This is a genomic window from Microbulbifer sp. ABF4_107, assembly GCF_056312215.1.
Genome location: NZ_CM149983.1, coordinates 3,608,457 through 3,630,816, shown reverse-complemented (window position 1 = coordinate 3,630,816; position 22,360 = coordinate 3,608,457). Strand labels below are relative to the sequence as shown.

The 22,360-nt window shown below is 58.3% G+C and carries 21 protein-coding genes; 11 read left to right on the top strand and 10 right to left on the bottom strand.

The genetic code is table 11. The features are described from left to right. Positions 1 to 689 precede the first annotated feature (689 nt). Positions 690 to 1,169 (top strand): hypothetical protein, encoded by a 480-nt coding sequence (locus ACYX4K_RS14840; RefSeq protein ID WP_475091365.1) that lies wholly within the window; start codon positions 690 to 692, stop codon positions 1,167 to 1,169. Positions 1,170 to 1,180: 11 nt separating this feature from the next. After that, positions 1,181 to 1,360 carry a hypothetical protein gene (locus ACYX4K_RS14835; protein WP_475091366.1) on the top strand — a complete coding sequence of 60 codons (180 nt, stop codon included), beginning with the start codon at positions 1,181 to 1,183 and terminating at the stop codon, positions 1,358 to 1,360. Positions 1,361 to 1,376: 16 nt separating this feature from the next. Here ACYX4K_RS14835 and yihA read toward each other — a convergent pair whose 3' ends face one another. Continuing rightward, complete coding sequence (gene yihA, locus ACYX4K_RS14830; protein ID WP_475091367.1) at positions 1,377 to 2,042, bottom strand: ribosome biogenesis GTP-binding protein YihA/YsxC; 666 nt, start codon at positions 2,040 to 2,042, stop codon at positions 1,377 to 1,379. A 153-nt stretch (positions 2,043 to 2,195) separates the two neighbouring features. Here yihA and ACYX4K_RS14825 point away from each other — a divergent pair, with 153 nt between their 5' ends. The 8 genes from ACYX4K_RS14825 to ACYX4K_RS14790 all read left to right on the top strand — a co-directional run bounded on the left by ACYX4K_RS14825 (position 2,196) and on the right by ACYX4K_RS14790 (position 9,881). Continuing rightward, a complete protein-coding gene (locus tag ACYX4K_RS14825) occupies positions 2,196 to 2,846 on the top strand; it encodes a c-type cytochrome (RefSeq protein ID WP_475091368.1) in 651 nt (216 codons plus the stop codon). Between the two features lie 202 nt (positions 2,847 to 3,048). Further along, the gene (locus tag ACYX4K_RS14820; RefSeq protein WP_475091369.1) at positions 3,049 to 3,726 is read left to right on the top strand and encodes a thiol:disulfide interchange protein DsbA/DsbL; all 678 of its coding nucleotides are present in this window, start codon (positions 3,049 to 3,051) and stop codon (positions 3,724 to 3,726) included. Positions 3,727 to 3,951: 225 nt separating this feature from the next. Further along, entirely contained in the window at positions 3,952 to 5,112 is a 1,161-nt protein-coding gene (locus ACYX4K_RS14815; RefSeq protein ID WP_475091370.1) for a hypothetical protein, read from the top strand. A gap of 134 nt (positions 5,113 to 5,246) precedes the next feature. Then, positions 5,247 to 5,792 carry a hypothetical protein gene (locus ACYX4K_RS14810; protein ID WP_475091371.1) on the top strand — a complete coding sequence of 182 codons (546 nt, stop codon included), beginning with the start codon at positions 5,247 to 5,249 and terminating at the stop codon, positions 5,790 to 5,792. Positions 5,793 to 5,957: 165 nt separating this feature from the next. Then, complete coding sequence (locus ACYX4K_RS14805) at positions 5,958 to 6,803, top strand: hypothetical protein (protein ID WP_475091372.1); 846 nt, start codon at positions 5,958 to 5,960, stop codon at positions 6,801 to 6,803. After that, positions 6,800 to 7,210, top strand: a complete 411-nt coding sequence (locus tag ACYX4K_RS14800) for an ACT domain-containing protein (RefSeq protein WP_475091373.1) — start codon at positions 6,800 to 6,802, stop codon at positions 7,208 to 7,210. The genes ACYX4K_RS14805 and ACYX4K_RS14800 overlap by 4 nt, the downstream gene beginning before the upstream one ends. A gap of 71 nt (positions 7,211 to 7,281) precedes the next feature. Beyond that, positions 7,282 to 8,028 (top strand): hypothetical protein, encoded by a 747-nt coding sequence (locus tag ACYX4K_RS14795; protein WP_475091374.1) that lies wholly within the window; start codon positions 7,282 to 7,284, stop codon positions 8,026 to 8,028. Between the two features lie 98 nt (positions 8,029 to 8,126). After that, a complete protein-coding gene (locus ACYX4K_RS14790; RefSeq protein WP_475091375.1) occupies positions 8,127 to 9,881 on the top strand; it encodes a M28 family metallopeptidase in 1,755 nt (584 codons plus the stop codon). 85 nt (positions 9,882 to 9,966) lie between these two features. On the opposite strand, the gene ACYX4K_RS14785 is transcribed toward ACYX4K_RS14790, so the two are convergent. Beyond that, positions 9,967 to 11,082 (bottom strand): peptidase C39 family protein, encoded by a 1,116-nt coding sequence (locus ACYX4K_RS14785; protein ID WP_475091376.1) that lies wholly within the window; start codon positions 11,080 to 11,082, stop codon positions 9,967 to 9,969. 244 nt (positions 11,083 to 11,326) lie between these two features. Then, the gene (locus tag ACYX4K_RS14780) at positions 11,327 to 13,210 is read right to left on the bottom strand and encodes a polysaccharide lyase family 7 protein (RefSeq protein ID WP_475091377.1); all 1,884 of its coding nucleotides are present in this window, start codon (positions 13,208 to 13,210) and stop codon (positions 11,327 to 11,329) included. Between the two features lie 35 nt (positions 13,211 to 13,245). Between ACYX4K_RS14780 and ACYX4K_RS14775 the strand changes: the two genes are divergently transcribed. After that, the gene (locus ACYX4K_RS14775; RefSeq protein WP_475091378.1) at positions 13,246 to 13,407 is read left to right on the top strand and encodes a hypothetical protein; all 162 of its coding nucleotides are present in this window, start codon (positions 13,246 to 13,248) and stop codon (positions 13,405 to 13,407) included. Here the strand turns inward: ACYX4K_RS14775 and ACYX4K_RS14770 are convergent. The 7 genes from ACYX4K_RS14770 to ACYX4K_RS14740 form a co-directional block, all read right to left on the bottom strand. Beyond that, complete coding sequence (locus ACYX4K_RS14770) at positions 13,404 to 16,274, bottom strand: TonB-dependent receptor (protein WP_475091379.1); 2,871 nt, start codon at positions 16,272 to 16,274, stop codon at positions 13,404 to 13,406. The genes ACYX4K_RS14775 and ACYX4K_RS14770 overlap by 4 nt on opposite strands. A 147-nt stretch (positions 16,275 to 16,421) precedes the next feature. After that, positions 16,422 to 16,556 carry a hypothetical protein gene (locus tag ACYX4K_RS14765; protein WP_475091380.1) on the bottom strand — a complete coding sequence of 45 codons (135 nt, stop codon included), beginning with the start codon at positions 16,554 to 16,556 and terminating at the stop codon, positions 16,422 to 16,424. Positions 16,557 to 16,630: 74 nt separating this feature from the next. Continuing rightward, entirely contained in the window at positions 16,631 to 17,587 is a 957-nt protein-coding gene (locus ACYX4K_RS14760; protein WP_475091381.1) for a sugar kinase, read from the bottom strand. Between the two features lie 37 nt (positions 17,588 to 17,624). Then, the gene (locus ACYX4K_RS14755) at positions 17,625 to 18,374 is read right to left on the bottom strand and encodes an SDR family NAD(P)-dependent oxidoreductase (protein ID WP_475091382.1); all 750 of its coding nucleotides are present in this window, start codon (positions 18,372 to 18,374) and stop codon (positions 17,625 to 17,627) included. Between the two features lie 61 nt (positions 18,375 to 18,435). Beyond that, the gene (locus tag ACYX4K_RS14750) at positions 18,436 to 19,731 is read right to left on the bottom strand and encodes an MFS transporter (RefSeq protein WP_475091383.1); all 1,296 of its coding nucleotides are present in this window, start codon (positions 19,729 to 19,731) and stop codon (positions 18,436 to 18,438) included. A 2-nt stretch (positions 19,732 to 19,733) separates the two neighbouring features. Next, positions 19,734 to 20,087, bottom strand: coding sequence for a cupin domain-containing protein (locus ACYX4K_RS14745; RefSeq protein ID WP_475091384.1), 354 nt, complete (start codon positions 20,085 to 20,087; stop codon positions 19,734 to 19,736). A gap of 17 nt (positions 20,088 to 20,104) precedes the next feature. Beyond that, the gene (locus ACYX4K_RS14740; RefSeq protein WP_475091385.1) at positions 20,105 to 22,348 is read right to left on the bottom strand and encodes a heparinase II/III domain-containing protein; all 2,244 of its coding nucleotides are present in this window, start codon (positions 22,346 to 22,348) and stop codon (positions 20,105 to 20,107) included. Positions 22,349 to 22,360: the final 12 nt, after the last annotated feature.

Genomic DNA, 22,360 nt, shown 5'->3' with positions numbered 1-22,360 from the left:
GGGAAATTTCTCGCAAGAGCTGACTATAAATTGCGCTTGAAGTGGGGTTTTTGAAGTGCCCTGTGGAATAAAGTCTCAGAAACAGAATTTTTTGCCCGCAAGGGCGAGATAGGTGGGATAGAGTTGCGGTGTCCGAACAGCGAAAAAAAGTGGGGAACCCTGGTGCCCCAGCTTAGTCTTTGTACTGAAGGAATTGGTGTTGAAGGAACCGCATCGGATGCAGTGGAATTTGGGTGAGAACCCAAGGTCGCGCCCGTCCCCCTGGGCGCGGCTCCCCAGTGTCCATCCCCAAGGACACTGACCCCTGGCCGGCAGCTGCAATCTGCCGGCTTTTTTTTGCCTGCTGCTTTCTTACCTGGCATTCGCGTCGCCAGTGCTGCGACTTATCCACAGCCTCCCCAACACACATCCCGCGTTAAGCCCAATAGACATCCTGTGAGACCGCCTTCGCCTTCGTAGTGCCTTGGAGCCGGGCGAAATAAGAGCGGCATGTTTTTAGTCTAGACGAATTCTGGCGGCGCAAATCACCCGGGGTGTAACAGAGGGCCTATCACTTAAGTTGTAAATGATAATGCTTCGCATTAGCATGAGTGGGTCGTTTGAGACGGCCCATGTGGGGCCTGCTTGTTCGAGCAAATGGACTTGTGTGTAAACAGGCCCGGAGACAGGGCTGATAATGGGAGAGTGCAGTGAATTTACGATTTTTATGTGCCAACCACCGCCAGTGGCTGATGGGTGATATCCAGCGTGCGGAACAGGCGTGGATGGAGTGGACAGAGCGCGCTGCAGTGCGGTGTGAGGAGGGTGACTACGCCCAGGCAACTCCCTATCTCGGCTGCGCGTTTGAACTGGCAGACTTTCTGTTGCTGAAGCGCTCGCCAGCGGTTTCGGTTGCCCTGTTGCGCTTTACCGACAGCGCCCGCCAGTTGATCGAGGCCTACCGCCAGCTGGGGGAAAGCGGACACGCGAACTATGTACTGGTGACCTCCAGCTCGCGCCTGGCCCGGGAACTTGCCGATAAGGCCAACTACCAGCTGACCGCGGACTGCATCCGCACCCTGTACACCGCCGAAGTCAGCCTGCCCGATGCGGTTGCGGAGCAGATGCGGGCGAGTGGCGGCTGGCAATCACCTGCCGGTGCCGCTGGGGCGGCGCCGCGACTGCACTGAGGGTGGACCAAATGGCCACGCGTGAACACTTTTTAACGGTGCAGATCAGTCAGCGCACGCTGGTGTCGCTGATTGCACGCCGCCAGCTCACCGCAGAACAGCTACGCGGGTTGACGCCCACCGCGCGCCGCACCTTGCGGCGCATTCTTCTCGACAGTCTGCGCGAGGAAGAGCCAGGCGGGCGCCACTGACCCGCGCAGGTGACGTTCAGTCTTCGCCACTTTCCTCGGTGTCGCCCCCTTCGGAAACCTCTGCCAGCGACAGCCACTGATTCAGCTGTCGCTCCAGCTTGTCCAGGCCCTTGCGCTTGGGAGCGGAGAAAATCTGTACCGTCACGTTGCGGTCCAGCTCCAGTGCCTTCAGCTCCTTTTCTACCGCAAAGCGCGCGTTGTTGGCGGGGCCGTTTTTCAGCTTGTCCGCTTTGGTCAGCAGAATATGGGTGGGCAGGCCGGAGGTGGTGGCCCAATTCAGCATCTGCAGATCGAATTCCTTGAGCGGCTGGCGGATATCCATCAACAGCACCAGGCCTTTCAGGCAGTTGCGCTGCTCCAGGTAGAATGCCAGGTGGCGCTGCCACTCGTCCTTCATGGAGCGCGCGACCTTGGCGTAACCGTAGCCGGGCAGGTCTACCAGCCGCTGCTGTTCGCTCAGGCGAAAGAAGTTGATCAGCTGCGTCCGTCCGGGCGTTTTGGAGGTGCGCGCCAGCTTGCTGTTGTCAGTCAGTGCATTGATGGCGCTGGACTTGCCCGCATTGGATCGGCCGGCAAAGGCCACTTCGGCGCCGGAATCCTCCGGGCACTCTGCCAGGGTCGGCGCGCTGATAAGGAATTCCGCCTGGCGGAAATTGATTCGTTCTACATTGGATTCAGACATGAGCCTTCCCGGTACACTCAGATGGCGCGCAAGTATATAATGCCGCGGTTTTATCGTCGCTGATGGCTGCCGGGTCTTGATACCGTAAATGATTGGGGTTGCCGTCGATAGCGAAGATCGAATGCAAAACTTCAGCGCGCAACAGGACGACGTATGAACAGCATTATAAAGAAGGCCGCTCTGGCTTTGGGGATGGTAGCGTTTGCCCAGGTGGGACACGCTGCCGGTGACGCCAGTGCGGGGCAGGCCAAGGCTGCGGCCTGTGTAGCCTGTCACGGTGCGGATGGCAACAGCCCGGCGCCGACCTTTCCGAAGATTGCCGGTCTCGGTGAGAAATATCTGCTCAAGCAGATGCACGACATCAAGGAAGGCGCCCGCAAGGTACCGGAAATGACCGGTATGCTGGACAACCTGAACGATCAGGATATGGCGGATGTCGCCGCCTACTTCGCTGCCCAGAACATCCAGATCTCCGGTTCCGACAAGTTCACCGTCATGCTGAACAATGGCGACACCGTGAACGCACTGGAGCTCGGTCGCAAAATTTTCCGTGCGGGTAACGCCGAAACCGGTGTCGCCGCCTGTATGGGCTGCCACTCGCCCACTGGCCAGGGCAATGCGCCTGCCGGTTACCCGCGCCTGTCCGGGCAGTATGCCGAATATGTGGAAAAGCAGCTGAAGGCTTTCCGCGAAGGCACCCGCTCCAATGACGGCGACGCCCGCACCATGCGCACCGTGGCCCGCCAGCTGTCCGACGCCGAGATCAAGGCAGTGGCCAATTATGTGGCAGGCCTGACCGAATAAAATTCGGACTATCCTGCCGCAAGACAAAAAGACCGGTCGCTGACCGGTCTTTTTGTTTCGGGCCGGCGCGCCCGGGTTGCACCGGGCGCGGGGAACTTCAATAATTTCCGCGGTCTATATTCAGCCGGGCGACAGTTATCCCGAATTACACTGTGTACATACTGTCCCCGCCACCCAGAATAAAAGTTTGGAGTAAGAACCTATGAGAGCCGTCGTCGCACTATTTACCATGCTGCTGAGCCTTGCAGCCTGTGCCCAGGAAGCACCGGGCAAGTTCAAGGCAGGCCAGCACTACGAAGTGCTGCCCCAGGCCGTCGCCCAGGATGACGACAGCAAAATCGAGGTCACCGAGTTGTTCTGGTACGGCTGTGGCCACTGCTACCACTTCGAGTCGCCGCTGAAAAAGTGGCAGAAAACCATGCCCGCCGATGTGGCACTGAACAAGATTCCTGCAATCTGGCAGCCGGTGATGGAAGTGCATGCGCGCATGTTCTATGTGGCCGACGCCATGGGTGTACTGGACAAGGTACACGACCCGATCTTTGGCGCGATCGCCCAGCAGCGCAAAATGTTTGCCAGCCGCGATGGACGCGAGTGGAAGCCGGATGACGCCGCCATTGCCGAAATCTTCACCCAGGCCGGTGCCGATGGTGACAAAGCAGTGAAACTGATGAACAGCTTTGCCATCAACAGCAAGATCAAGCAGGGCCAGGCCAAGCAGCGTGCGTATAACCTGACAGGTACGCCGGAAATGGTTGTGGCCGGTAAATACCGTGTCAGCACCTCCCTGCCGGGCTTCAAGGGCAAGTCCAACGGTCAGCAGATGATGCTGGATGTGGTGGACTTCCTGGTAGAAAAAGAGCGCAGCGAAAAGGGCTGATCGCCCCCTGCTGTGCTACCCAAAACCCCGCAGACGCGGGGTTTTTTATTGCCTGAAGGCAAGCCATCGCCCCTAATTCCACAGAGTCGGAATCACTGCACCTGCCAGCACTGCTAGGCTGAAAACGGGTGCCGTCAAAAATCCGCCAGTATTGCAATGCGCCAAATTCCCCCGCTGCTACAGAGTCCTTCTTCAATCGCCTGCTGGTTGTGCGGTCTTTTCCTGATGTGTTCCACGGGGGTCGCTGTAGGCCAGGGCCCGGCCAGTGCCGATAGCGAGCAGCAGAATACTGCGGCGCGGGCGGTCAGCCTGCTGTCGTTTGTGGCGGTAGATTACCCGGACGCGGTACAGGACGGAGCGGTCAGTGACAGCAGTCTCTATCGCCAGACGCGGGACAACGCGGAATTCGCCACAGGCCTCGTGGAGCAGCTGCCCGAAAGGCCTGGTCGAACCCAGCTACTCGGCGCCCTGCAGGCCCTGAACAGTGCCATCGCCAGCAAGTCGCCCCCGGAAACGGTGCGCCGCCAGGCCAACAGTGCCGCCGACCGCCTCGCCGCCCTTTACCAGTTGCCGCGCTCGCCGGCCGAGTCGCTGCCGCCGGCAGCGGAGGCCCGTGCGCTCTACCAGGACCGCTGCCAGCACTGCCACGGTATTGACGGCGCTGCCGATCAGCCGGAGCGGGCGCTCAATGATCCCGCGCGTATGGCAAACCTCAGCCTCTACGATTTCTACAATGTGCTCGAGCCCACTCGCAACGACGCCCACGACGAGGCGGTAGACAGTGATCTCAGCAGCCGCGAGCGCTGGGCGCTTGCGGTCAAAGTCGCCAGTTTCAGCGCCCCGCAGATGGCACCGGCGCAGAAGCTTGCCAAGCGTTATCCCGCCCTCGTCGGGTTACCGGGCATCGCCATTCTGCGCCCCGCGACACTTCCGCAAGAGGCCAGAGATTCCCTTATGTGGTGGCGCGCCCACCCGGTGGAGACCCGCGCCCTGCAGCACCCCCTCGCCCGCGCCGCCGGTCTTGTTTACCTCGCGCAGACTACCTATCGCAGTGGAGATGCCGCCAGCGCCTATCACCAGATCATGCTCGCCCTGCGCACCGGCTATCTGCCGGCCCGTCCGCAACTGGAAGCGCGCAATCCGGCCCTTGCCAGCCAGCTTGATCAGCAGTGGCAGGCGTTGCGCAACGCCATTCTCGAGCGGGCGCCGTCGAATGAGGTGATTGAAAAGTTTCAGCGCTTGCAGGCCAATGTGGTGAAGGGCCGTGAGCTGTTACAGCCCACCGGTGGCAGTGCAGTTTATGGCTGGGCGGCGCTGATGTTTGTTGCGGCACTGGGGGTGGGGGCGCTGTTGTGGTTTGCATTGCGCCGCCGGCGTCGAAATTAGGCTCTTAGGCTGGCTTGGCGCAAAAACAAAGAAAATTGTCGCTTCCGCTGCCACTGTTGAGATTTACGACTAGTCTTTTAAGTAGGTTGTTCAAATAACCGCCAGTCGTAGAACCCAACAGAGAAGAGTGCCGCATGAAGTTGTTGCGTCAGTTGTCCTTCCGCCCCGTTCTTGAATCACTGCTGCAGGCATACGCCTTTACGTTTGCAGTCTTTTTAATTCTCCCCGCCTTCGCCGAAGCCCAGGAGCACACCCCCGATCAGGCCGCCGCCAAAAACTGGGTGGGCAACTGGCTGGTAGTGGGGCAGGGCGATGAACAGCTCGTGTGGCAACTCAAGGCCGACGGCACGGGCTTCGCCCACGGCTTCCGCAAAGACGGTCAGCTCACCCACGGGTTTGCCATTTCCTGGCGGTTCGAGGGAGATACCGTGCGTATCCGTACCGGTGGCACCCTGCACTGCAACAGCGGCATGGTGTATGCGCAATTTACCGGTTGGAGCCCTGTCACCCTAGACTTCAACGTGATCGACGGTCGTCACTGGCGCCAGCACAATGGCGGCATTCTGGCCTTCCAGCGCCGTCTCGCCGACTGGGAAACCCCCAACCACGGCGCCGAGTGCCCCAACCTGTACCAGCGCGACCGCAGTGATACCCAGCAGACTGCCTCGGCAGGGAACTGAGTGCTGAGTCCTGCAAGGTCTCACTCCCGGCCCATGAAGCTACAGGTACTGACAACACAGGTAGCAGCATCCGGACCAGCACCGACGAAGGGTCTCGCCGGTGCTGGTCAGCGGCAACGGCAATTCTCTCAGGGACGAATAAAGCGCAAGTGGAGTCTGGCAGTTATGCAGCCACGCTTTATTCCTACAATTCGCGTCGCGAGCCACAGAGCACTGCTGCTGGCAGCGCTTGCACTGGCGCCGGTAGCTGTCTGCAGTGCCGCCACCGAGGACAAAGAACCCGGTGCCAAAGGGGCGCAAGCCGCCGAATCAGCAGAGGGAAAACGGAAAGAGGGGCAGTATCCCGGCTGGGACGTGGAGTCCCGTCTCGAGGCGGACCAGTGGGTGGGCAACTGGCTGATTTCCCGGGATGGTGAGGCCCAGCATGTGTGGAGCCTGAACAAGGATGGTACCGGTCGATCCTACGCCTTCAGTCGCAGCGGCGACAATATGAAGTTCTCCTACGGCTACGACATCAGCTGGTATTTCGATCCGTTTACCCAGATGGCCAATATCAAGACCGAGCGGCGCATAGTGTGCCGTGGTGGCCGTCTGTATCCCTATTTCCTCACCCTCAAATCCTACGAAAGCGATTACGCGGTGAAGGGCAAATACGCCTGGCAAACCACCTGGACCGAAGCGAGCATCGGCCGCAACTATCTGCACAAGTCTCTGGTGGTATTTGTGGCCCCGCTGTCCGGCTGGCACAACCCGGAGAAAGACGCACCCTGTCCCACCTTCCCGCGTATGGATATCGAAAAGGATATCGATATGGCTCTGGACCGCTGGGAGCAGGAAGAGCAGCAGGCGCAACAGCTGGTGGACACCACACCGGTGGAAGGCGAGCCCGAGTTTGGGGGAGAGGAGTTCGGTCCCGCAGCGCAAGAGCCCAAGGGCAAGCTGCCAACACAGAAACGCAAAAACAGCGCCAAGGCGCGGGTGAAAGACAAATCCAGGAGAGACCGCCGATGAATGCCCAGGTGAAAATCGACCAACTGTTACTGCGCCTTACCCCGATTCTGGATCCAGAGCGTCTGGGCCTGTGTACCCTGGATGAAACACAACTAGAGAAGCTGTTGCCCGAGTGCCGGTGTATTTTTCGCGAGCGCGAGGGTATCTGTGCACTGCTGCCGCGACATATTGCCGAAGATGCAAAACTCCCCGTGGAAGACGACTACCGCCAGATTACCCTGCAGTACGCAGCCGGCGTACAGGTGCCGGGATTGACCGCCATTATCCTGAGAGAGCTGGCGGACGCGGGTATCCAGGTCAATGTGGTGTCCGCCCGCTGCCATGAACATGTTCTGGTGCGCGACTGTGATTCGGCCCAGGCCATGCAGATCCTCTACGGCATCAGCAATCGCCTGCAGTACAGCTGAGGCCGGCAGCGCAACATTTTCTGAAGAACCACTGATGGCAGGGAGTGCCGCACAGGAGCTCCTTGCCGACCATGCATATCGCCTATCCGCCGCCGCTTCCCCACGGACCCATTCGCCAGTTATTGCCGGATTTCTTTGTGGTGCGGGGCCAGGCCCGTGTTGCACCCGGGGTAATGGTCAATCGCAACATGGGCATCGTGCGCAGCGGCGATGAGTTGTTGCTGGTTAACCCGGTGCGTCTCAACGCGGTACAGGAAGAGCGGCTCACCGAACTTGGCACCGTGCGACAGGCCGTGCGCCTGGGTTATTTTCACGGCTGCGATGATCTCTACTACCGCGACCGTTTTAATGTCTTCTTCTGGCGCCAGTCCCACTCCGATCATTACCCGCTCCCTCCCGCAGACGAATTTCTCGTCGATGGTGGCACCTGCCCGGTCACCGGCGGCCGTGTGTTTGAATTCAGTAACAGCAGCGTGCCGGAAGCGGCACTGTTGATACCCCACGCCGGGGGCCTGTTGCTTACCTGTGACGCACTGCAATACTGGGATGGCTGGACCGCCTGCAACTGGGCCGGCAAGTGGATGTTGCGGTTGAGCGGTGTGCATCATGGTATGCAGGTAGCACCGGGCTGGTGCCGGCGCGCCACGCCAGAGGCGGAAAACAACCAGCGCTGGCTGGCAGCGGACTTCCAACGCCTGCTGCAATTGCCGTTTCAGCATATGCTCGCCGGACACGGCGACTTCTGCGCCGATCGCGCCCACGAACTGGCGGAGCAGGCCGTCGCCGCCAGTTTCACCCGGCTGCAACCCGGCCACTGATCTCTCTGCTTCGTTCCGCAATTGTTCGCTCGTCGCCGGTGCCTCGCCGGCGGCCGTGGTAAGCTGGCGCCGATTCCAAAAACAGGTTTGAGCCCAGCATGTCCCGCGCCGATACCCGCACTTCTCCCATTGCTCGCATTCACAAACCCGCAGTATTCGCGCTGATCACCGCCGCCTTCAGCGCCGTAGTGATCAGCGCCTGCAGCACGCTGCAGCAATCCGGTGCTATCCCCAGTGCAGACATGGCCGCCATGCAGGCGGACGTGGATTATCTTGCGGCAGACGCCCTGCAGGGACGCCAGACCGGCAGCGCCGGTTATCAGCAGGCCGCCGATTTTGTGGCGGAGCGTTTTGCCCGGCTCGGGCTGGTTTCGGTTACCGGCGATGACTACTTCCAGCAGGTGCCTTTCCGCGAAGCGCGCTGGCCACAACGGGGCGAACATCACGCTACTCTGATGCTGCACGGTCGGGATGGGGACATCACCTTTGAGCTGGGCTCAGATTTTCTCGCCTCGCCACCAACCATCAGTGAAGACACCGCCACCAGTGGCGGCCTGGTGTTTGTCGGCTACGGCATCGAGGCACCGGAATACGGCCTCAACGATTACGCTGGCCTGGATGTGCAGGGCAAAATTGCGGTGATACTGGACGGGCGACCGCAGCATCTGCCCAATGAGGTGGGTGCCCATTTTGCCTCCGGTCGCACCAAGCGTGAAACCGCTGCCCGCCACGGCGCCGTCGGCTACATCACCCTCAACACGCCCGCCCGCGAAGCCCGCCGCCCGTTTGCCCGCTCCGCCGAGAACCTGCAAAACCCGAGTTTTGACTGGGTGCGCGCGGACGATATTCCCGGTAACGCCATTCCCGGGCTGCACCCCGGGGTAGTGCTGGACATGCCCGCGGCCAAGCAACTGTTTATGGGGGCAGCGCGCAGTCTCGACACCATCTTTACCGAGATGGAAAACGGCCTGGTACCGGCGGGTTTTCCGCTGCCCTACACCGTCACACTGACCAGCAGTGCCGAGCACCGGAAAATTCTCAGTCCCAACGTAGTAGGGTTGCTGCCGGGCAGCGATCCGGATCTCAAAGATGAATACGTGGTGTTCTCCGCACACCTGGACCATATCGGTGTGGATGAAAACGGAAGTCACGGTGATCACCAGGGGGAACAAGGCAGCCATAAACTGCTAAGCCCCGACCGTACCTCTCTCGATAACATCAACAATGGCGCCCAGGACAATGCGGCGGGGATCGCCGTTATGCTGGAGGTGGCGCGCCTGTTTGTGGAATCCGGCCGCGCCCCGCGCCGCTCCATCCTGTTTGTGGCGGTTACCGCGGAAGAGGAGGGGCTGCTCGGCTCTGACTATTTTGCCCAGCACCCGCCGGTGCCACCGAAATCCATGGTGGCGAATATCAACCTCGACATGCCGATGCTGCTGTATCCATTCAAGGACGTCATCGCCTTCGGCGCCGAGCACTCCAGCCTCGGCAAGACCGCGACCCGCGCCGCCGGGCACGCCGGCCTCAAGGTGAGCCCCGACCCCATGCCCGAACAGGTGATCTTTGTGCGCAGCGATCACTACAGCTTCGTCCGTCAGGGCGTGCCGGCGATCTACCTCATCACCGGCCGCGACGCCGTTGATAGCAAGATTGATGGCGCCGGCGCCCAGGTCGAATTCCTCAAAAGCCGCTACCACCGCCCCAGCGACGAAGCCGACGATCAGATCAACTACATCGCCGCCCAGCAGTTTGCCGAAGTGAATTACGCGATTGCGAGGGAAGTGACCGATGCGGATGAGAAACCCCGCTGGGATCGGGGAGATTTTTTCGGGGACTTGTATATGAATAAGTGAAGTTGGGGGTGTTCAAGGGGAATACCACCGGGAATATCCCGAACACCCTTAAATCCGCATCGCCGTCAGGAAATTGTGTGCTTACTCAGCTGTTCCTGACAACCACAGCGGTGCGGAGTTTCTCCCTGCCAAAGCTCGACATCTGCGCGATATCTTCCCGTGCAATAGGCAGGTACTGACTGTCTAGCGGATTGTCCTCGTCGTCCACATCCGGGTCGTGCACGTAGAAGCACACATCATCCATCCCGGTTAGCGTGACCCAGTGGGGTACCTTCTTTCCGTCCAGGCGATAGGTGCTGATCAACAGTAAAACCAGTGCGCCCTGCTCAAGCCACTGCTGGCACTGTTCCTGGGTAAAATCTTCGGCGATTATCGGTAAGCCCGATGTCTGTGCCTGTTCGCGGTAGTCAGTATCCACCTGCTCGATCACCCGTTTTTTCTCTTCACTGCGCACGCCGTTAATAAACAGCGGTCCGGTCAGATTCAGATAAACCTCGCAGTCAAAGCCTCGTTTCTGCAGCGCCAGCGCCAGGCCAATCGGGTGGCAACCACCGTGACCGGAAGTCATAAAAATGGTGGTGGCTTCCCGCCACAGGGTCAGTTCGTCATTGCCATTGGGTTCGTAACTGGAATCCAGTCCGGCCATCGCCATCATCGCCGCCGCCGGGCCACAGGTGAATTCCGTGCGCTGTCCGTACCAGGGCACCTCTGCGGTGTGCAGGTTCTCCGGGCGGTAGCGGATGCGCTTCTGCATACGCAGCGCATTGCCCGAGTCTTCGTAATAGTTGGCGTAACTGCCGAAGGTGCGGTAACCCAGCTGCTGGTACAGGGCGATGGCCGCGGTGTTCTGCTCGGCGACTTCAAGGCGCATATACAGGCGGCCGCTGCGACTGCTCGCATCTTCCGCCGCGCTCAACAGCGCCTTGCCGATTCCCTTGCCGCGCCCGGCGGGCCCGACTGCAAGGGAGTACAGCCGCGCGAGCCGAGTTCCCCGGCGCAGCAGTACCAGAACATAGCCAAGCAGGATGCCCTCCTGTTCTGCCACCAGAAATACGCGGTTATCAGTTTTCAGCCAGTGGCGGAAGCGTCGGCGGCTGAGGCGGTCGCCACTGAAGCTGGCTTCTTCCAGTGCGCACAGCTGGTCGAGATCGGTACCGACGGCGGGGCGAATAGGGCAGCTCGAGCTTGAGGGGTTGGTCATTTAGGGGAAGGTGGGGAGCCGGAACTGGCCCGAGAGTTGAAGAGATAGTGCGATTAAAGCGCCGGTTGCGGGTTCCGGCAATATCCCTGCAAAAATATTTTTCTGCGTGGCAAAAAGCCCGGAGCGGCGGAGATGAAACGACACCGCTCCGGGAAGCTTCCGCTGAGTGACCCCTTCCTTAAAACTACCTTTTGGGGGTAAGAGCCACCCGCATCACGCGCTCGGGGAAAACTTGCCCTGGCAGCTAATCGTGCGACTGCTCCAGGGCATAGAAGGTCGCCTGTACGTAGTCGCTGCCATTACCGGTGTTGTTCTGGTTGTACACACCGGCTTTGAAGTACTGGTACTGATCGGATACGTCGTAACCGCTGTTGCTCATATCCACTTCCTGTACCACGTCGTCTTTACCATCGCGCATGATGGTGACGGTGAGGGTGTTGCCCACCACCTTGACTTCGTAGCTCCAGATTTCATCCAGGGCGATGCCGTCGGAAGGATTGGAGGCGCTGCTGGAGCGGCTGCCGATCATTTCGTACCAGCTGTCGCTGCCACCGTTGGGCTCGTGGGCAATGTACACGGAGCCTTTGCTGTTACCCGGCAGTTTGCGGTAGTACAGGCGCAGGGGTTCGTCGTCATTGGCGTGGATTTGGCCAACAATAACCCGCCCAACCTGGCCGCTGTCTCCGGTGGTGGTGACATGGTTGACCGCGAGGGTTGCCCGCAGTACACCATCCACGCCGCCCGCTGCATTGCGCGCGGAGGAGGGGGCAGAACCGAATACCCAGTTGTTTTCATTGACACCCTGGGTGGCAATGCTGGTATCGCCGCGGCGCAACATCTCGCGCAGCTCGGTACGGGTGTAGGAGGTACCGGACGAGGTTTTGTAGCCATCTACCGGGCAGCGGAACACCATGCCGCCATCGGCTGCAGTGTAGAAGTAGCTGCTGTTGGCGTAGCCACCGTTCAGCTCGTCTTCCTTGATGGAATCCGCTTTGCCGTCGCCGTTGTCGTCACTGGGTACGCTGAGGTACCAGGCGCTCAAGTCGAAGTTGCTGGAAGGGGGCAGGTTGGGATCCAGTGTACCGCCAGAACCTGAACCACTCGAACCGCCACTGGAGCTTGAGCTGCTGGAACTGGACGAAGAGCTGGAAGAAGAACCGCCGGAGCTGGAACCGCTGCCGCCGCTGCTACAACCGATCACATCCATTTCCAGCATGCTGTTCCAGTTGTTGGCGGAGTTGCCGCTGCCGGTAACCCGCACGTAGCGCGCGCTACTGTCGGCCACGTCGTAGCTTTCCATATCCGCGCTGTTGCCACTGGACTGGCCGCCGGAAAGTACAACTGTCCAGTTGCTGTTGTCGGTGGAGGTTTCCACGGAGAAGAAGCTTGCGCGCTGATCGCCCTTGAACCAGGCGATATCCACACCCTCTACCGATTTTACGCTGCCGAGATCCAGAGTGATCCACTTGATACCCTGGGAGGACCAGCGGGATTCGTCGGCCAGGCTGCCGTCGAGCACATTGCCGGGGCCGTGGCCATCGTTGCTGCCGTCATCGGTGGCGGAAGCCACGGACAGGTTGCTGCCGGACGTACAGGCGCCACCACCGCTGGACGAGCCACCGGATGAACTGCTGGACGAACTGCTCGAGGAGCTACTTGAAGAGCTGCTGGAGGAAGAACCGCTACCGAGATTTTCCAGTGCAAAGGAGTCAAAGCGACCTTCGTCGCCATTGTAGGCACCGAATACGGTAATGCTGCTGGCGCTGCCGGAGTTGAACTCCACCTGCAGTTGATCCCAGTCACCGTCGCTGACACTGCTGTTGTAGGTGCTGCCGTTGACCACGGCACCGATGGTGCCTGCACCGCTCACATAGGCAGTCAGGCGATAGTTGGTATTGGTGCTGACGGAAACCTGTTGTTCCACCTTGCCACCACTACCGGAAATTTTTGCGGATTTGCTGCCGCTTTCGGCAACGCCGGAGATGGCCGATGGATCGGAATCATTCCAGCTGTCCCAGTCACTTTCGAAACCGGGGTTTTGAATGGATGCGCTGGCACTGGCCATACAGACCGACAGTGCGGCGGCGCAACTGATTTTCATCGCTAAGGTTTTTTTATTGCTTTTCATTGAACCCTCTGTACTTATTCTTAGGGTGTTTTAGGGTGCAGCGATACAGCCTGCTGCTGTTTCTCTCTTGTTTCGATTTTTTTGTCACCCACGGCAAAACCGCCGTAGATACGGTGCGCTGTTTTTTTACTTCAGAAGTAATTTTTAAGAGCAAAAAGGCCGGCGGCGGAGTGCCGCCGGCCTTTGCGCCGGATTAGAACTTGGCGCGTACACCCAGTACGAAGCGACGGTCGTTTTCCATGATCTGGAATGCAGAGCCGTTGGTACCGGTGTTGATGGTGGGTTCTCCGGTCAGGTTGGAAACATTGCCGATAACGGTAATGTTATCGGTGACGTCGTAGCTGGCGGAGAGGTCCAGCTGCGACACTGCTTCGCGGTAGTCGTTACCCAGAGTTGGGTCGTCGTCCTGAGAAGCACCTGCCAGTACCAGTTCACCCAGTGGCAGTACGCGCTTGGTTTCTTCGTTGTCGAGGAAACGGTCGCGGTAGGTGTATGCCAGGCGGATACCCAGGCCTTCATACTCGTAGTACAGCTGAGTGTTGAAGGTGTTTTTGGAAATATCTTCCAGCGGGGTTCCGTCGGGATTTTCGCTGTCCGCGTAGGTGTAGTTGGCACTCATACCCAGACCAGACCAGCGGCCCGGCAGGAAGTCGAACGCCTGCTGGTAACCCAGTTCCAGACCCTGCACCTTGCCGTTTTCACCGTTGGTGATGAAGTCGGTCAGGATGCCCATCTCGGAGATCGGGGTATTCTCGTTGGCGTACTGGATGCCGTTCGCCTGCCACAGACAGATCTTGTCGTAGTCAGACACGTTGGTCTGGGTGCTGACAACTTCTGGCTGGTTTTCACACTCGTAGGTACGGGTCAGGAAGGATTCCACGTCCTTGAAGAACAGGGTGGCGGAAACCATGTTGTTGTCCCAGTAGTGCTCTGCCGCGATATCGTACTGCGTTGCACGGTAGGGCTCCAGATCCGGGTTGCCGCGGCTGGCGGCGATGTAGGCATCGCGATAGGCGTAAGCCGGGCTCAGCTCGTTGAAGTCCGCACGGCGCATTACCTTGGCAGCAGCAAAACGCAGCTGGGTAGCTTCGGTGAGGCCCCAAGTGACGTTCAGGCTGGGCAGGAAATCGTTGTAGCTGCTGGTGCCAGAAACGATCTCACCGTCCTGGTAGGCGCTGGTGCTGAGGTCGGTACCCACGTAACGGCCGCCGACAATCGCGCGCACGTCACCGAAGTCCAGCTCTGCCTGAATGTAGGCAGCGGAGGTATCTTCGCTTACTTCCGCGTAGGCACCTTCCTGATACTCCAGGTTGTCCGCCAGGCTGCCGTTGATTTCCATATTGGTACCGGCAAGCAGCTGCCTGACGATATCGAAGGTTGCCTGCTGGTTTTGCAGCAGCTTGGCATCGTAGGCAGTGAACTTCGCCAGATCGTAGGCACCGGCACGACCGGAGTGCTCAAACGCATCGCCGGTGAAGTCGTAATCGGTCATGGCATTAGGGAACTGAGCCACCACATCTTCCATCCAGATAATATCCGGATTGCCGTCGGCATCGGTCAGGTTTTTGAAGATGTTGGTGATACGGAACTGCTCGCGGCTCTGCTCGTAGTCACGGGTAGTCACGCGGACACCGGATTTGATGGCACTTACCCAATCCAGGCCGAAGGGCTCCACGTACTTCACGTCAAAACGGAAAGCGTCTTCGTTGTTCTTAACGTAAGTGCGGGTGTCTTCGTAGCGACGGAACGCCTGGTTCTGCTGGTCGGTGAATACATAGCCGTCGGCAAAGTCTACAACCGGTGCACCGCTGTCGTTACCGCGATAAGTTACCGGGATCAACCATTTGTTCTCGCCATCCGCACCCTGACCTTCCAGAGAGCGATCAATACCGCGGAAGCGGAACTCGGAGAATGGCGTGTAGCTGTCGGATGAGGCGGTGGAGAATTCACCTTTGACGCTCAGCTGGTCAGTGAAATTCCACTCGCCACCAAACGCGTGGCTGAAGGAATCGCTGTGGCGGAAGCTGGAGCCGGTAGTCATCAGCGGCTGAACTTCGTCGTACATGAAGTTCTGCAGCTGGCCGTTTTCATCTTCGTAGGTATCTGCGGTAATGGTCGGATCGTCGAGGATGTGCAGCAGGGAGAAGGTTTCCTGTCCGCCAGCGCGCTCAACGGCGTTCAGGTCCAGGTAGAACTGGCCCTGTTCGGAAGCCGGCGCCCACTGGAACGCCAGGTTGAATGCGGTGCGCTCGCGGTCTTCGGTGCGCGGGTTGTAGGTGTGCTCACGGGCATACACATAGTTGCCGCTCGGGGTGTTTTGCGCCGGGCCCAGGCCTTCAACGGGACCTACCTGCAGCTGAACCAGAGATTCGTCGCGACGCAGGGTGCGGTCCTGATAGGCCAGAGAGGCGATTACACCGAAGGTGCCGGCGTCGCCCAGATCCCAGTTGTTGCCAACACCGGAGCTGATGATCGGCGCCCAGTTTTCTGCTTTGTCGGCGTACTCGCCCTGAACAGAAACCGCGGCCAGCGGTGCATTCAGGTCCAGCGGGCGCGCCATTTTCAGGCTGATGGTGCCGCCGAGCGCGCCCTCGGTCATCTCCGGGGTCGGGGACTTTACGACTTCCACTTTCTGCAGGAAGGCAGCGGGGAAATCCTGGAAGTCGATACCGCTGCGGGCATCGCCAATAACGGAGCGACCGTTTACTTCCACACGGTTCTGGGTGAGACCGCGAATGGATACCCCGGAGCCCACACCGAATTCACGGGTAATGGAAACACCGGTAACACGCTGCAGGGCTTCTGCGATGTTGTTGTCGGGGAGTTTACCGATATCTTCCGCAACCACCGCGTCGACAACACGGGCGTCGTCACGTTTGGCATCGGCGGCGGCTTCGAGACTGGCGCGAATACCCGTTACAGTAACTTCTTCCAGGGCGGCATCGTCAGTCTGGGCAAAAGTCATGGGGGTAAATGCCATAGCGGAGGCGGACAGCATCAACACGCTGAGGTCTCTCAGTGCGCTCTGCTTATCGAACTTCTTAAATTTTTTATAGTTATCCATATAACAGTTTCCTCTCATTGTAAGAACGATTTTATTTTTATTAGCTCGCAGCATGGCGAGTTAAACGCGTTCGAGAAAACCTGTCAATAATATTGGTTAACGGTATTGGTAAGATAGGTTGTTGCAGAATACAATTAAATAATTGTTTTATATGGGTTTTTCGGTTTTTTCTAAGGAAAAAGTAAATTTAAATAAATTTTTATGTTTTTTAATGCGACTCGTTATTTGCTCAGGGGTAAAGCCAATTGGTTTGATAGGTTGAGTTTCTTCTGTCATCTTCATTGATCGGCTACCCGCCTCGCAGACAAAAAAAGCGGCTAATAAGCCGCTCTTAGTCACCGAAAGCCCCGCGTTTTTTATGCGCTCTGCGCAGCTCCGGGCATGGCACTTTGCGCGATGATCGCGCCGCGATATTGAATAACCGTACTCGCAAGTTGGTGACCTTGCTGCGCTGCTTCCTCGGCACTCTGGCCCGACAAACGGCTGGCCAAATAACCCGCATTAAATGAGTCTCCCGCAGCGGTAGTATCCACCGGCACCACTTTATTGGCCGGTACCAATTTCGGGTCGCGGTTTTGCTGAACCACAAGGCAGCCATCACCGCCCAGTTTCAATACGATTTCACCCACGCCCCATTCCTGGAAACGTGCCAGCGCCGCATCGGTATCCTTGTCTTCAAACAACATCTGTTCGTCTTCGAACGTCGGCAGTGCGATATCCGTAAGTCGTAATATCTGCTCATAAGCTTTGCGGGTAAGGGTCTCGCTGCCCCACAGGCGCGGTCGGTAATTACCGTCGAAAATTACCTTTCCGCCGTCCTGTCGAAATTCTGCGAGAAAGTCGTACAGGCATTCGCGACCATAGGGCGAGAGAATGGCGAGGGAAATTCCAGAAAGATACACCGCGTCAAACTGCTTCAGTTGCGCAAACAACTGTTTCGCCGCTTGCGGGCTATCCAGCAGGCGTTTGGCTGGAGCGCGGTCTCGCCAGTAATGAAAGGTGCGCTCACCAGTGGCATCGGTTTCGATCAGGTAAAGCCCGGGCGTTGCATTTGCCTCGCGCTTTACCAGATCGCAGCCGATACCTTCGGCCTGCCATTGACGGATCATCCAGTCACTGAGGTGGTCGTCACCCAGCGCAGTCACATAATCGACGCTGGCGCCGAGCCGGGACATATACAGTGCTGTATTCAATGTGTCGCCACCAAATGAGAGCCCCGCGTTCAGGCGGCGCTCACTGTGATGGCTGCGACAGTCATTGTCCAGGTTCATTTCCAGCATACATTCGCCGATAACTGCAATGCGCTTGTGCATGATTTACCTCAAAGAGCTGAGTTTCTTTCCTTCCCCTTTAGGAGAAGAACAGACCGCCGTTGATGTCGATGTTGGTACCGGTGATGAAAGACGCATCGTCGGAAGCCAGGTAGGCAACGGCATCGGCGACTTCCGGTGCTTTACCTTCGCGTTTCAGCGGAGTGGCATTGGCAACGTTCTCACGCACGGCATCTTTGGTGAACGTATCGTGGAAGGTAGTGCTGATCATGCCCGGGCACAGGGAGTTGACGCGAATGTTTTTCGGGCCCAGTTCTTTCGCCATGGCGCGGGTGAAGGTCATTACTGCACCTTTGGAAGTGGCGTACGCGGAAGCACCGGGGCCGCCGCCGTCACGGCCAGCCTGGGATGCCAGGTTTACGATGGCGCCGCCGTCCATGTGCGGAACAACCGCTTTGGTCAGCAGGAAGGTGCTGTTCAGGTTCAGAGCAACAACTTTGTTGAAGAACTCTTCGTCCATTTCTTCCAGAGTTTTGCGCTCTACCAGACCGCCGGCGACGTTTACCAGTACGTCAATGGTTTTGCCGTAGGCTTCCTGCGCTGCAGCAACCACGCTCTCAACGTCCGCCTGCTTGGTCATGTCGCCTTTGGCGATGATCGCTTCACCGCCAGCCGCTTTGATCTCGGCCAGGGTTTCTTCTGCAGTCTGTGCGTTGCTGAAGTAGTTCACCACTACTTTCGCGCCTTCCGCTGCCAGTTTCAGGGATACCGCTTTACCGATGTCCCGCGCCCCACCGCTGACGATGGCTACTTTACCTTGAAGTTTCATATCTACTCCTAACTGTAATTTTGAATTCCGACTTTTGATCGAAGAGTTTTTCAGGTTTGTGTTAGCTCGCCGCTTCAGCGAGTTGCTTCTTTTCCTGTTTGCTACGTACCGGTGCGATACGTCCCCCAACAAACAGAACGGAGATCAACATCAGCGGTACCAGAGAAGCACCGAGAATGAAGAAGGGCGGGTAATAGGTGCCGTCGTTGGTAATGATCGGTACCAACTGGATAGCGGTAATCACACTGATTACACCAACAGCGCCGCTGATGCCGGCGAGGCTGGCAACGCTCTTGCCAGAGAAGTAATCACTGGGCAGCGTCTGGATATTGTTGATGGCGGCCTGGAAGCCGAACAGGATCACGGTAATCAGGGCCAGTGCCGCGGCTGGCGTTGCCGCAACGGTGGTTGCGAGCAGGGCCGGCAGCATGCAGCAACCGCCAACCAGCACAGCAAATTTACGGGATTTGTTCACGCTCCAGCCACTGCTCATCAGCTTGCCGGATAACCAGCCACCGAACAGGGCGCCGGCGGCGGCGCCGCAGTAAGGAATCCATGCGGACGCACCGATTGCCTTCACGTCAAAGCCAAATTTGTCGTTCAGGTACAGCGGCAACCAGGCCACAAACAGCCACCAGATTGGCTCGATAAAGAAGCGCGCGGAGATCACACTCCAGCTCTGACGGTGCGACAGCAGTTCGCGCAGTGTCGGAACATATTCGTCTTCGTCTTTTTCGGCAGTGATCTGTCCAGACAGAATCAGTTCGCGTTCTTCCTGGGTGATCCACGGGTGCGCATCCGGACCGCTCTTGTAAATGATCAGCCAGGGTACCAGCCAGATGAAGCCGAGCAGCGCAACAACAACGAAGGTGGCCTGCCAGCCGAGGAAGGCGTACAGGAAGGCAACCAGCGGAGGAGCGATGATGCTGCCCGCAGAGGCGCCGGCACCAAAGATCCCTTGAGCCAGAGCGCGCTCTTTTGCCGGGAACCACTCTGCGTTGGCCTTGGTGGCGCCGGGCCAGTTGCCCGCTTCACCGAAGCCGAGTAATACACGGAAGATACTGAAAGAGGCTACGGACGTGGCCAGCGCGTGCAGTGCGATGGAGATCGACCAGACCACAATCGACAACATAAAGCCGAGACGGGTACCGATGGCATCAAACACGCGGCCGAATACCGCCTGACCGATGGCGTAGGCAATCAGGAATACACTCATGATGTTGGCGTAGTCGTGACTGTCCATGCCGAGGTCGTCGGCAATGCCCGGCCACATCACCGAGAGGGCAGTACGGTCGATGTAGTTGATAATGGTGGCCAGGGCCACCAGGGACACAATGGTCCAGCGTAAGTTCTTCATTATTATTTTCCTGTTTCGCTTTCCAGAAAGTCTTCCCGGTAGGGACTGAAGGTATCGAGCAGCACTCCGGCCTTTTTACACACGGCGCCGTGTTCCAGATGTGGCGCTATGTAGAAACTGTCTCCTGCTTTCAGCAGTTTTTTCTGGCCATCCACCTGTACTTCAAACTCACCGCTCTCCACGTAGCTCACCTGGGTGTGCGGGTGTTTGTGTACATAGCCGATACTGCCTTCCTCAAACCACACGCGCACAATCATGAGGTTGTCGTCGTGGCCAAGAATCTGCCGCTTGATACCACCGCCGAGATCTTCGACGGCAACATCCTGGGCCTGAACAAATGCATCAGTTGCGGGCATAACGTGTTTTGCCTTTCTCAATTTTTAATCTGAAAGAGTTTGGCGCGGCCGGTGAAACGGTATTCACTGCCGCCGAATTCAAACGTGTTCTGGATATCGTCCGCTGCGTCGCGATTTCCGTTGAACGCCAGCAGTTGTGTGGCGCCATTTTTGGTGCCAATGGAGATCAGTTCCAGATCGCCGCTGCGCTGATGCGCCAGAGCATTGACCTGGCTTTCCGCTCTCAAGGTGAATTCCTTGGCCGGGTTGTACTCACCGTGGGGCTCGAGCACGCTCAGGAAGCTATGTGCACGGGCATTGTCGCGACGGGCGATAAAGCCTTTTTCGGAACGCAGGTTAAAGTTCGGGTCGTTGGCACCGAGTTCGGTAAACAGCAGTTCGGTTTCCCCATCCACAAGGCTCGACTGGGTATAGAAGCGACCGTTGTCGTTCAGCCAGGTCACCTGGGCGAGGCCGGATTCGGGTTTTCCGCGGGCCTTCAGCCACAGGTGCTGATAACCATTTTTGCTGCCCAGCGCTTTCAGGCTGTCGGTGTAACCCTGCAAGTTGAAGCTGGTCTCCACCAGTTGGCCGTTGTAGTGCAGTGGCAAATCGAACTGGTGTTTTTTCGTGGCTTGCACGTCAAACAGGTCGATGGCGAAGGTACTGCCACTTTGCGGGTTGTTCACCAGTGCCAGGGTACGCTTGAGGGAAACACCAGGATAGGCGGAGTCAATTTCCGCCGCGCTGATTTTGACCTGATCATCCGCGTGGAAAAACAGCAGTTCCGGATGATCCTGGTTGGCCACCTTCAGGCTGTTGTCGAAGTGCGAGGTCTCGTCCACCACAATTGTGTTGTGCGCGACGGTCTGCTTGGCCCAGGTTTCGTTTTCTTCCAGGTAACGGCCGCCGTTTTTCGCTTCCACATTCAGGAAGCGCGCGGCACCATAGTCGGTGACAATCTCGGCACCGCGGTCGTAAAACTGCCAGGAAAGCTTGTCGAAGTGGCCGTGGCCCATACCCTGGGCGGCGGGCTTGAATACGAGTGCCTGGTCGCCGGCAATCTGCTGCCTCAGAACCACCAGCGCGCCTTCGTCGCCGTCTTTGCCATCGCGGAAGGCGAAGGATTTAAACTCGTAGGGCTGTTGCTCACCGGCGTCCAGCGCCTGGGCAACCTTGAGCCCATCGCCGCTCAGCAGAATCTGATCCTGACGCGCGGCGATGTCCAGCAATTGCGGGTTGCCGGATTCGCCGTAGGCAATGGTCACACCCAGTACCAGTTCTGACGTATCGATACCCTTGCTTTTGATGGCATCGTTGATCGGGAAGAACAGGTTGTTGTAGCTGAGCTGGATGGTGGTATCGATCGCTTTCATCACGATACCGTCGCGGTAATCGAAAATTCCCCGCTCTGGTTCGTTGTTCTCAATCGCCTTGGCAAAGGTGACGAAAGGCATAAGCGCGTAACGCTGGTAGTAGGGGCCTTCGTTGTAGTAGCCGTCCGGCGAAAACAGGGTGCTCAGCTGGCGAAGAAATCCGCCCTTGCCGGATTTATCCAGATCCAGCAGCGCCTGCTCCACCCACTCCGGCTCGTCCAGCACATAGCCGGCCATACCCACACCGGCGGTCAGCCAGGTGCCGTGATTGTGTACCTTGTTAAAGGTCTTCGGCGAATCGACGGACAAAAATTTGGCCACCGGGCGCAGCGCACCCTGTTCAATTTTTTGTGCTTCCGCGTCAGTGAGAGACGAACGGATCAGATCGTAGGCCTGAATGGTGTACACCAGCCACACCGCTTCGTTCAGGCTCTGCCAGAACAGTTTCCCCGGATTCTCTGCACCGGGGCGACGCTTGGGGTGCAGTGGCAGCGTCGGGTACATGTCCGCATAGGCGAGCAGCATATCCCGTACGCGCTCCGCGTATTTTGCGTCTTCGGTCACTTGATACAGCACGCCAGCGTTGTACATCAGCTGGTAGTTCTTTTTGTGCTGCTCGTGGGTGTAACCACCGCCGGCATCCGCGGGCACCGGCACCGCGATGGGCGCTTCCAGTGCGCGATCTACCGCGGACTGACTGCGGAGAAAGGCGCTGCGAAAGCGGCCGGGTTGTTCAACTGCGCCCTGCATGGCATCGACGTCGGCTGCGCTGATTACCAGGTTGGGATGGTGAGCGCCGGAAGCTGCAATCGGGTTTACCGCGAAAACTCCCGCAGATACCCCTGCCGCCAGAGCCACGCCGGCGGCGAGAGATTTACGCTGTTTAAATATGGAGTTGCCAAACATCGTTTTCGTTCT

What these genes read in the sequence shown, in the direction of transcription:
- ACYX4K_RS14800 (WP_475091373.1), top strand. Translation starts at nt 6,800, where the DNA reads ATGAATGCCCAGGTGAAAATCGACCAACTGTTACTGCGCCTTACCCCG.
- ACYX4K_RS14740 (WP_475091385.1), bottom strand. Translation starts at nt 22,348, where the DNA reads ATGTTTGGCAACTCCATATTTAAACAGCGTAAATCTCTCGCCGCCGGC.
- ACYX4K_RS14805 (WP_475091372.1), top strand. Translation starts at nt 5,958, where the DNA reads ATGCAGCCACGCTTTATTCCTACAATTCGCGTCGCGAGCCACAGAGCA.
- ACYX4K_RS14745 (WP_475091384.1), bottom strand. Translation starts at nt 20,087, where the DNA reads ATGCCCGCAACTGATGCATTTGTTCAGGCCCAGGATGTTGCCGTCGAA.
- ACYX4K_RS14785 (WP_475091376.1), bottom strand. Translation starts at nt 11,082, where the DNA reads ATGACCAACCCCTCAAGCTCGAGCTGCCCTATTCGCCCCGCCGTCGGT.
- ACYX4K_RS14820 (WP_475091369.1), top strand. Translation starts at nt 3,049, where the DNA reads ATGAGAGCCGTCGTCGCACTATTTACCATGCTGCTGAGCCTTGCAGCC.
- ACYX4K_RS14765 (WP_475091380.1), bottom strand. Translation starts at nt 16,556, where the DNA reads ATGAAGATGACAGAAGAAACTCAACCTATCAAACCAATTGGCTTTACC.
- ACYX4K_RS14825 (WP_475091368.1), top strand. Translation starts at nt 2,196, where the DNA reads ATGAACAGCATTATAAAGAAGGCCGCTCTGGCTTTGGGGATGGTAGCG.
- ACYX4K_RS14760 (WP_475091381.1), bottom strand. Translation starts at nt 17,587, where the DNA reads ATGCACAAGCGCATTGCAGTTATCGGCGAATGTATGCTGGAAATGAAC.
- ACYX4K_RS14810 (WP_475091371.1), top strand. Translation starts at nt 5,247, where the DNA reads ATGAAGTTGTTGCGTCAGTTGTCCTTCCGCCCCGTTCTTGAATCACTG.
- ACYX4K_RS14770 (WP_475091379.1), bottom strand. Translation starts at nt 16,274, where the DNA reads ATGGATAACTATAAAAAATTTAAGAAGTTCGATAAGCAGAGCGCACTG.
- ACYX4K_RS14790 (WP_475091375.1), top strand. Translation starts at nt 8,127, where the DNA reads ATGTCCCGCGCCGATACCCGCACTTCTCCCATTGCTCGCATTCACAAA.
- yihA (WP_475091367.1), bottom strand. Translation starts at nt 2,042, where the DNA reads ATGTCTGAATCCAATGTAGAACGAATCAATTTCCGCCAGGCGGAATTC.
- ACYX4K_RS14815 (WP_475091370.1), top strand. Translation starts at nt 3,952, where the DNA reads ATGTGTTCCACGGGGGTCGCTGTAGGCCAGGGCCCGGCCAGTGCCGAT.
- ACYX4K_RS14835 (WP_475091366.1), top strand. Translation starts at nt 1,181, where the DNA reads ATGGCCACGCGTGAACACTTTTTAACGGTGCAGATCAGTCAGCGCACG.
- ACYX4K_RS14750 (WP_475091383.1), bottom strand. Translation starts at nt 19,731, where the DNA reads ATGAAGAACTTACGCTGGACCATTGTGTCCCTGGTGGCCCTGGCCACC.
- ACYX4K_RS14755 (WP_475091382.1), bottom strand. Translation starts at nt 18,374, where the DNA reads ATGAAACTTCAAGGTAAAGTAGCCATCGTCAGCGGTGGGGCGCGGGAC.
- ACYX4K_RS14795 (WP_475091374.1), top strand. Translation starts at nt 7,282, where the DNA reads ATGCATATCGCCTATCCGCCGCCGCTTCCCCACGGACCCATTCGCCAG.
- ACYX4K_RS14780 (WP_475091377.1), bottom strand. Translation starts at nt 13,210, where the DNA reads ATGAAAAGCAATAAAAAAACCTTAGCGATGAAAATCAGTTGCGCCGCC.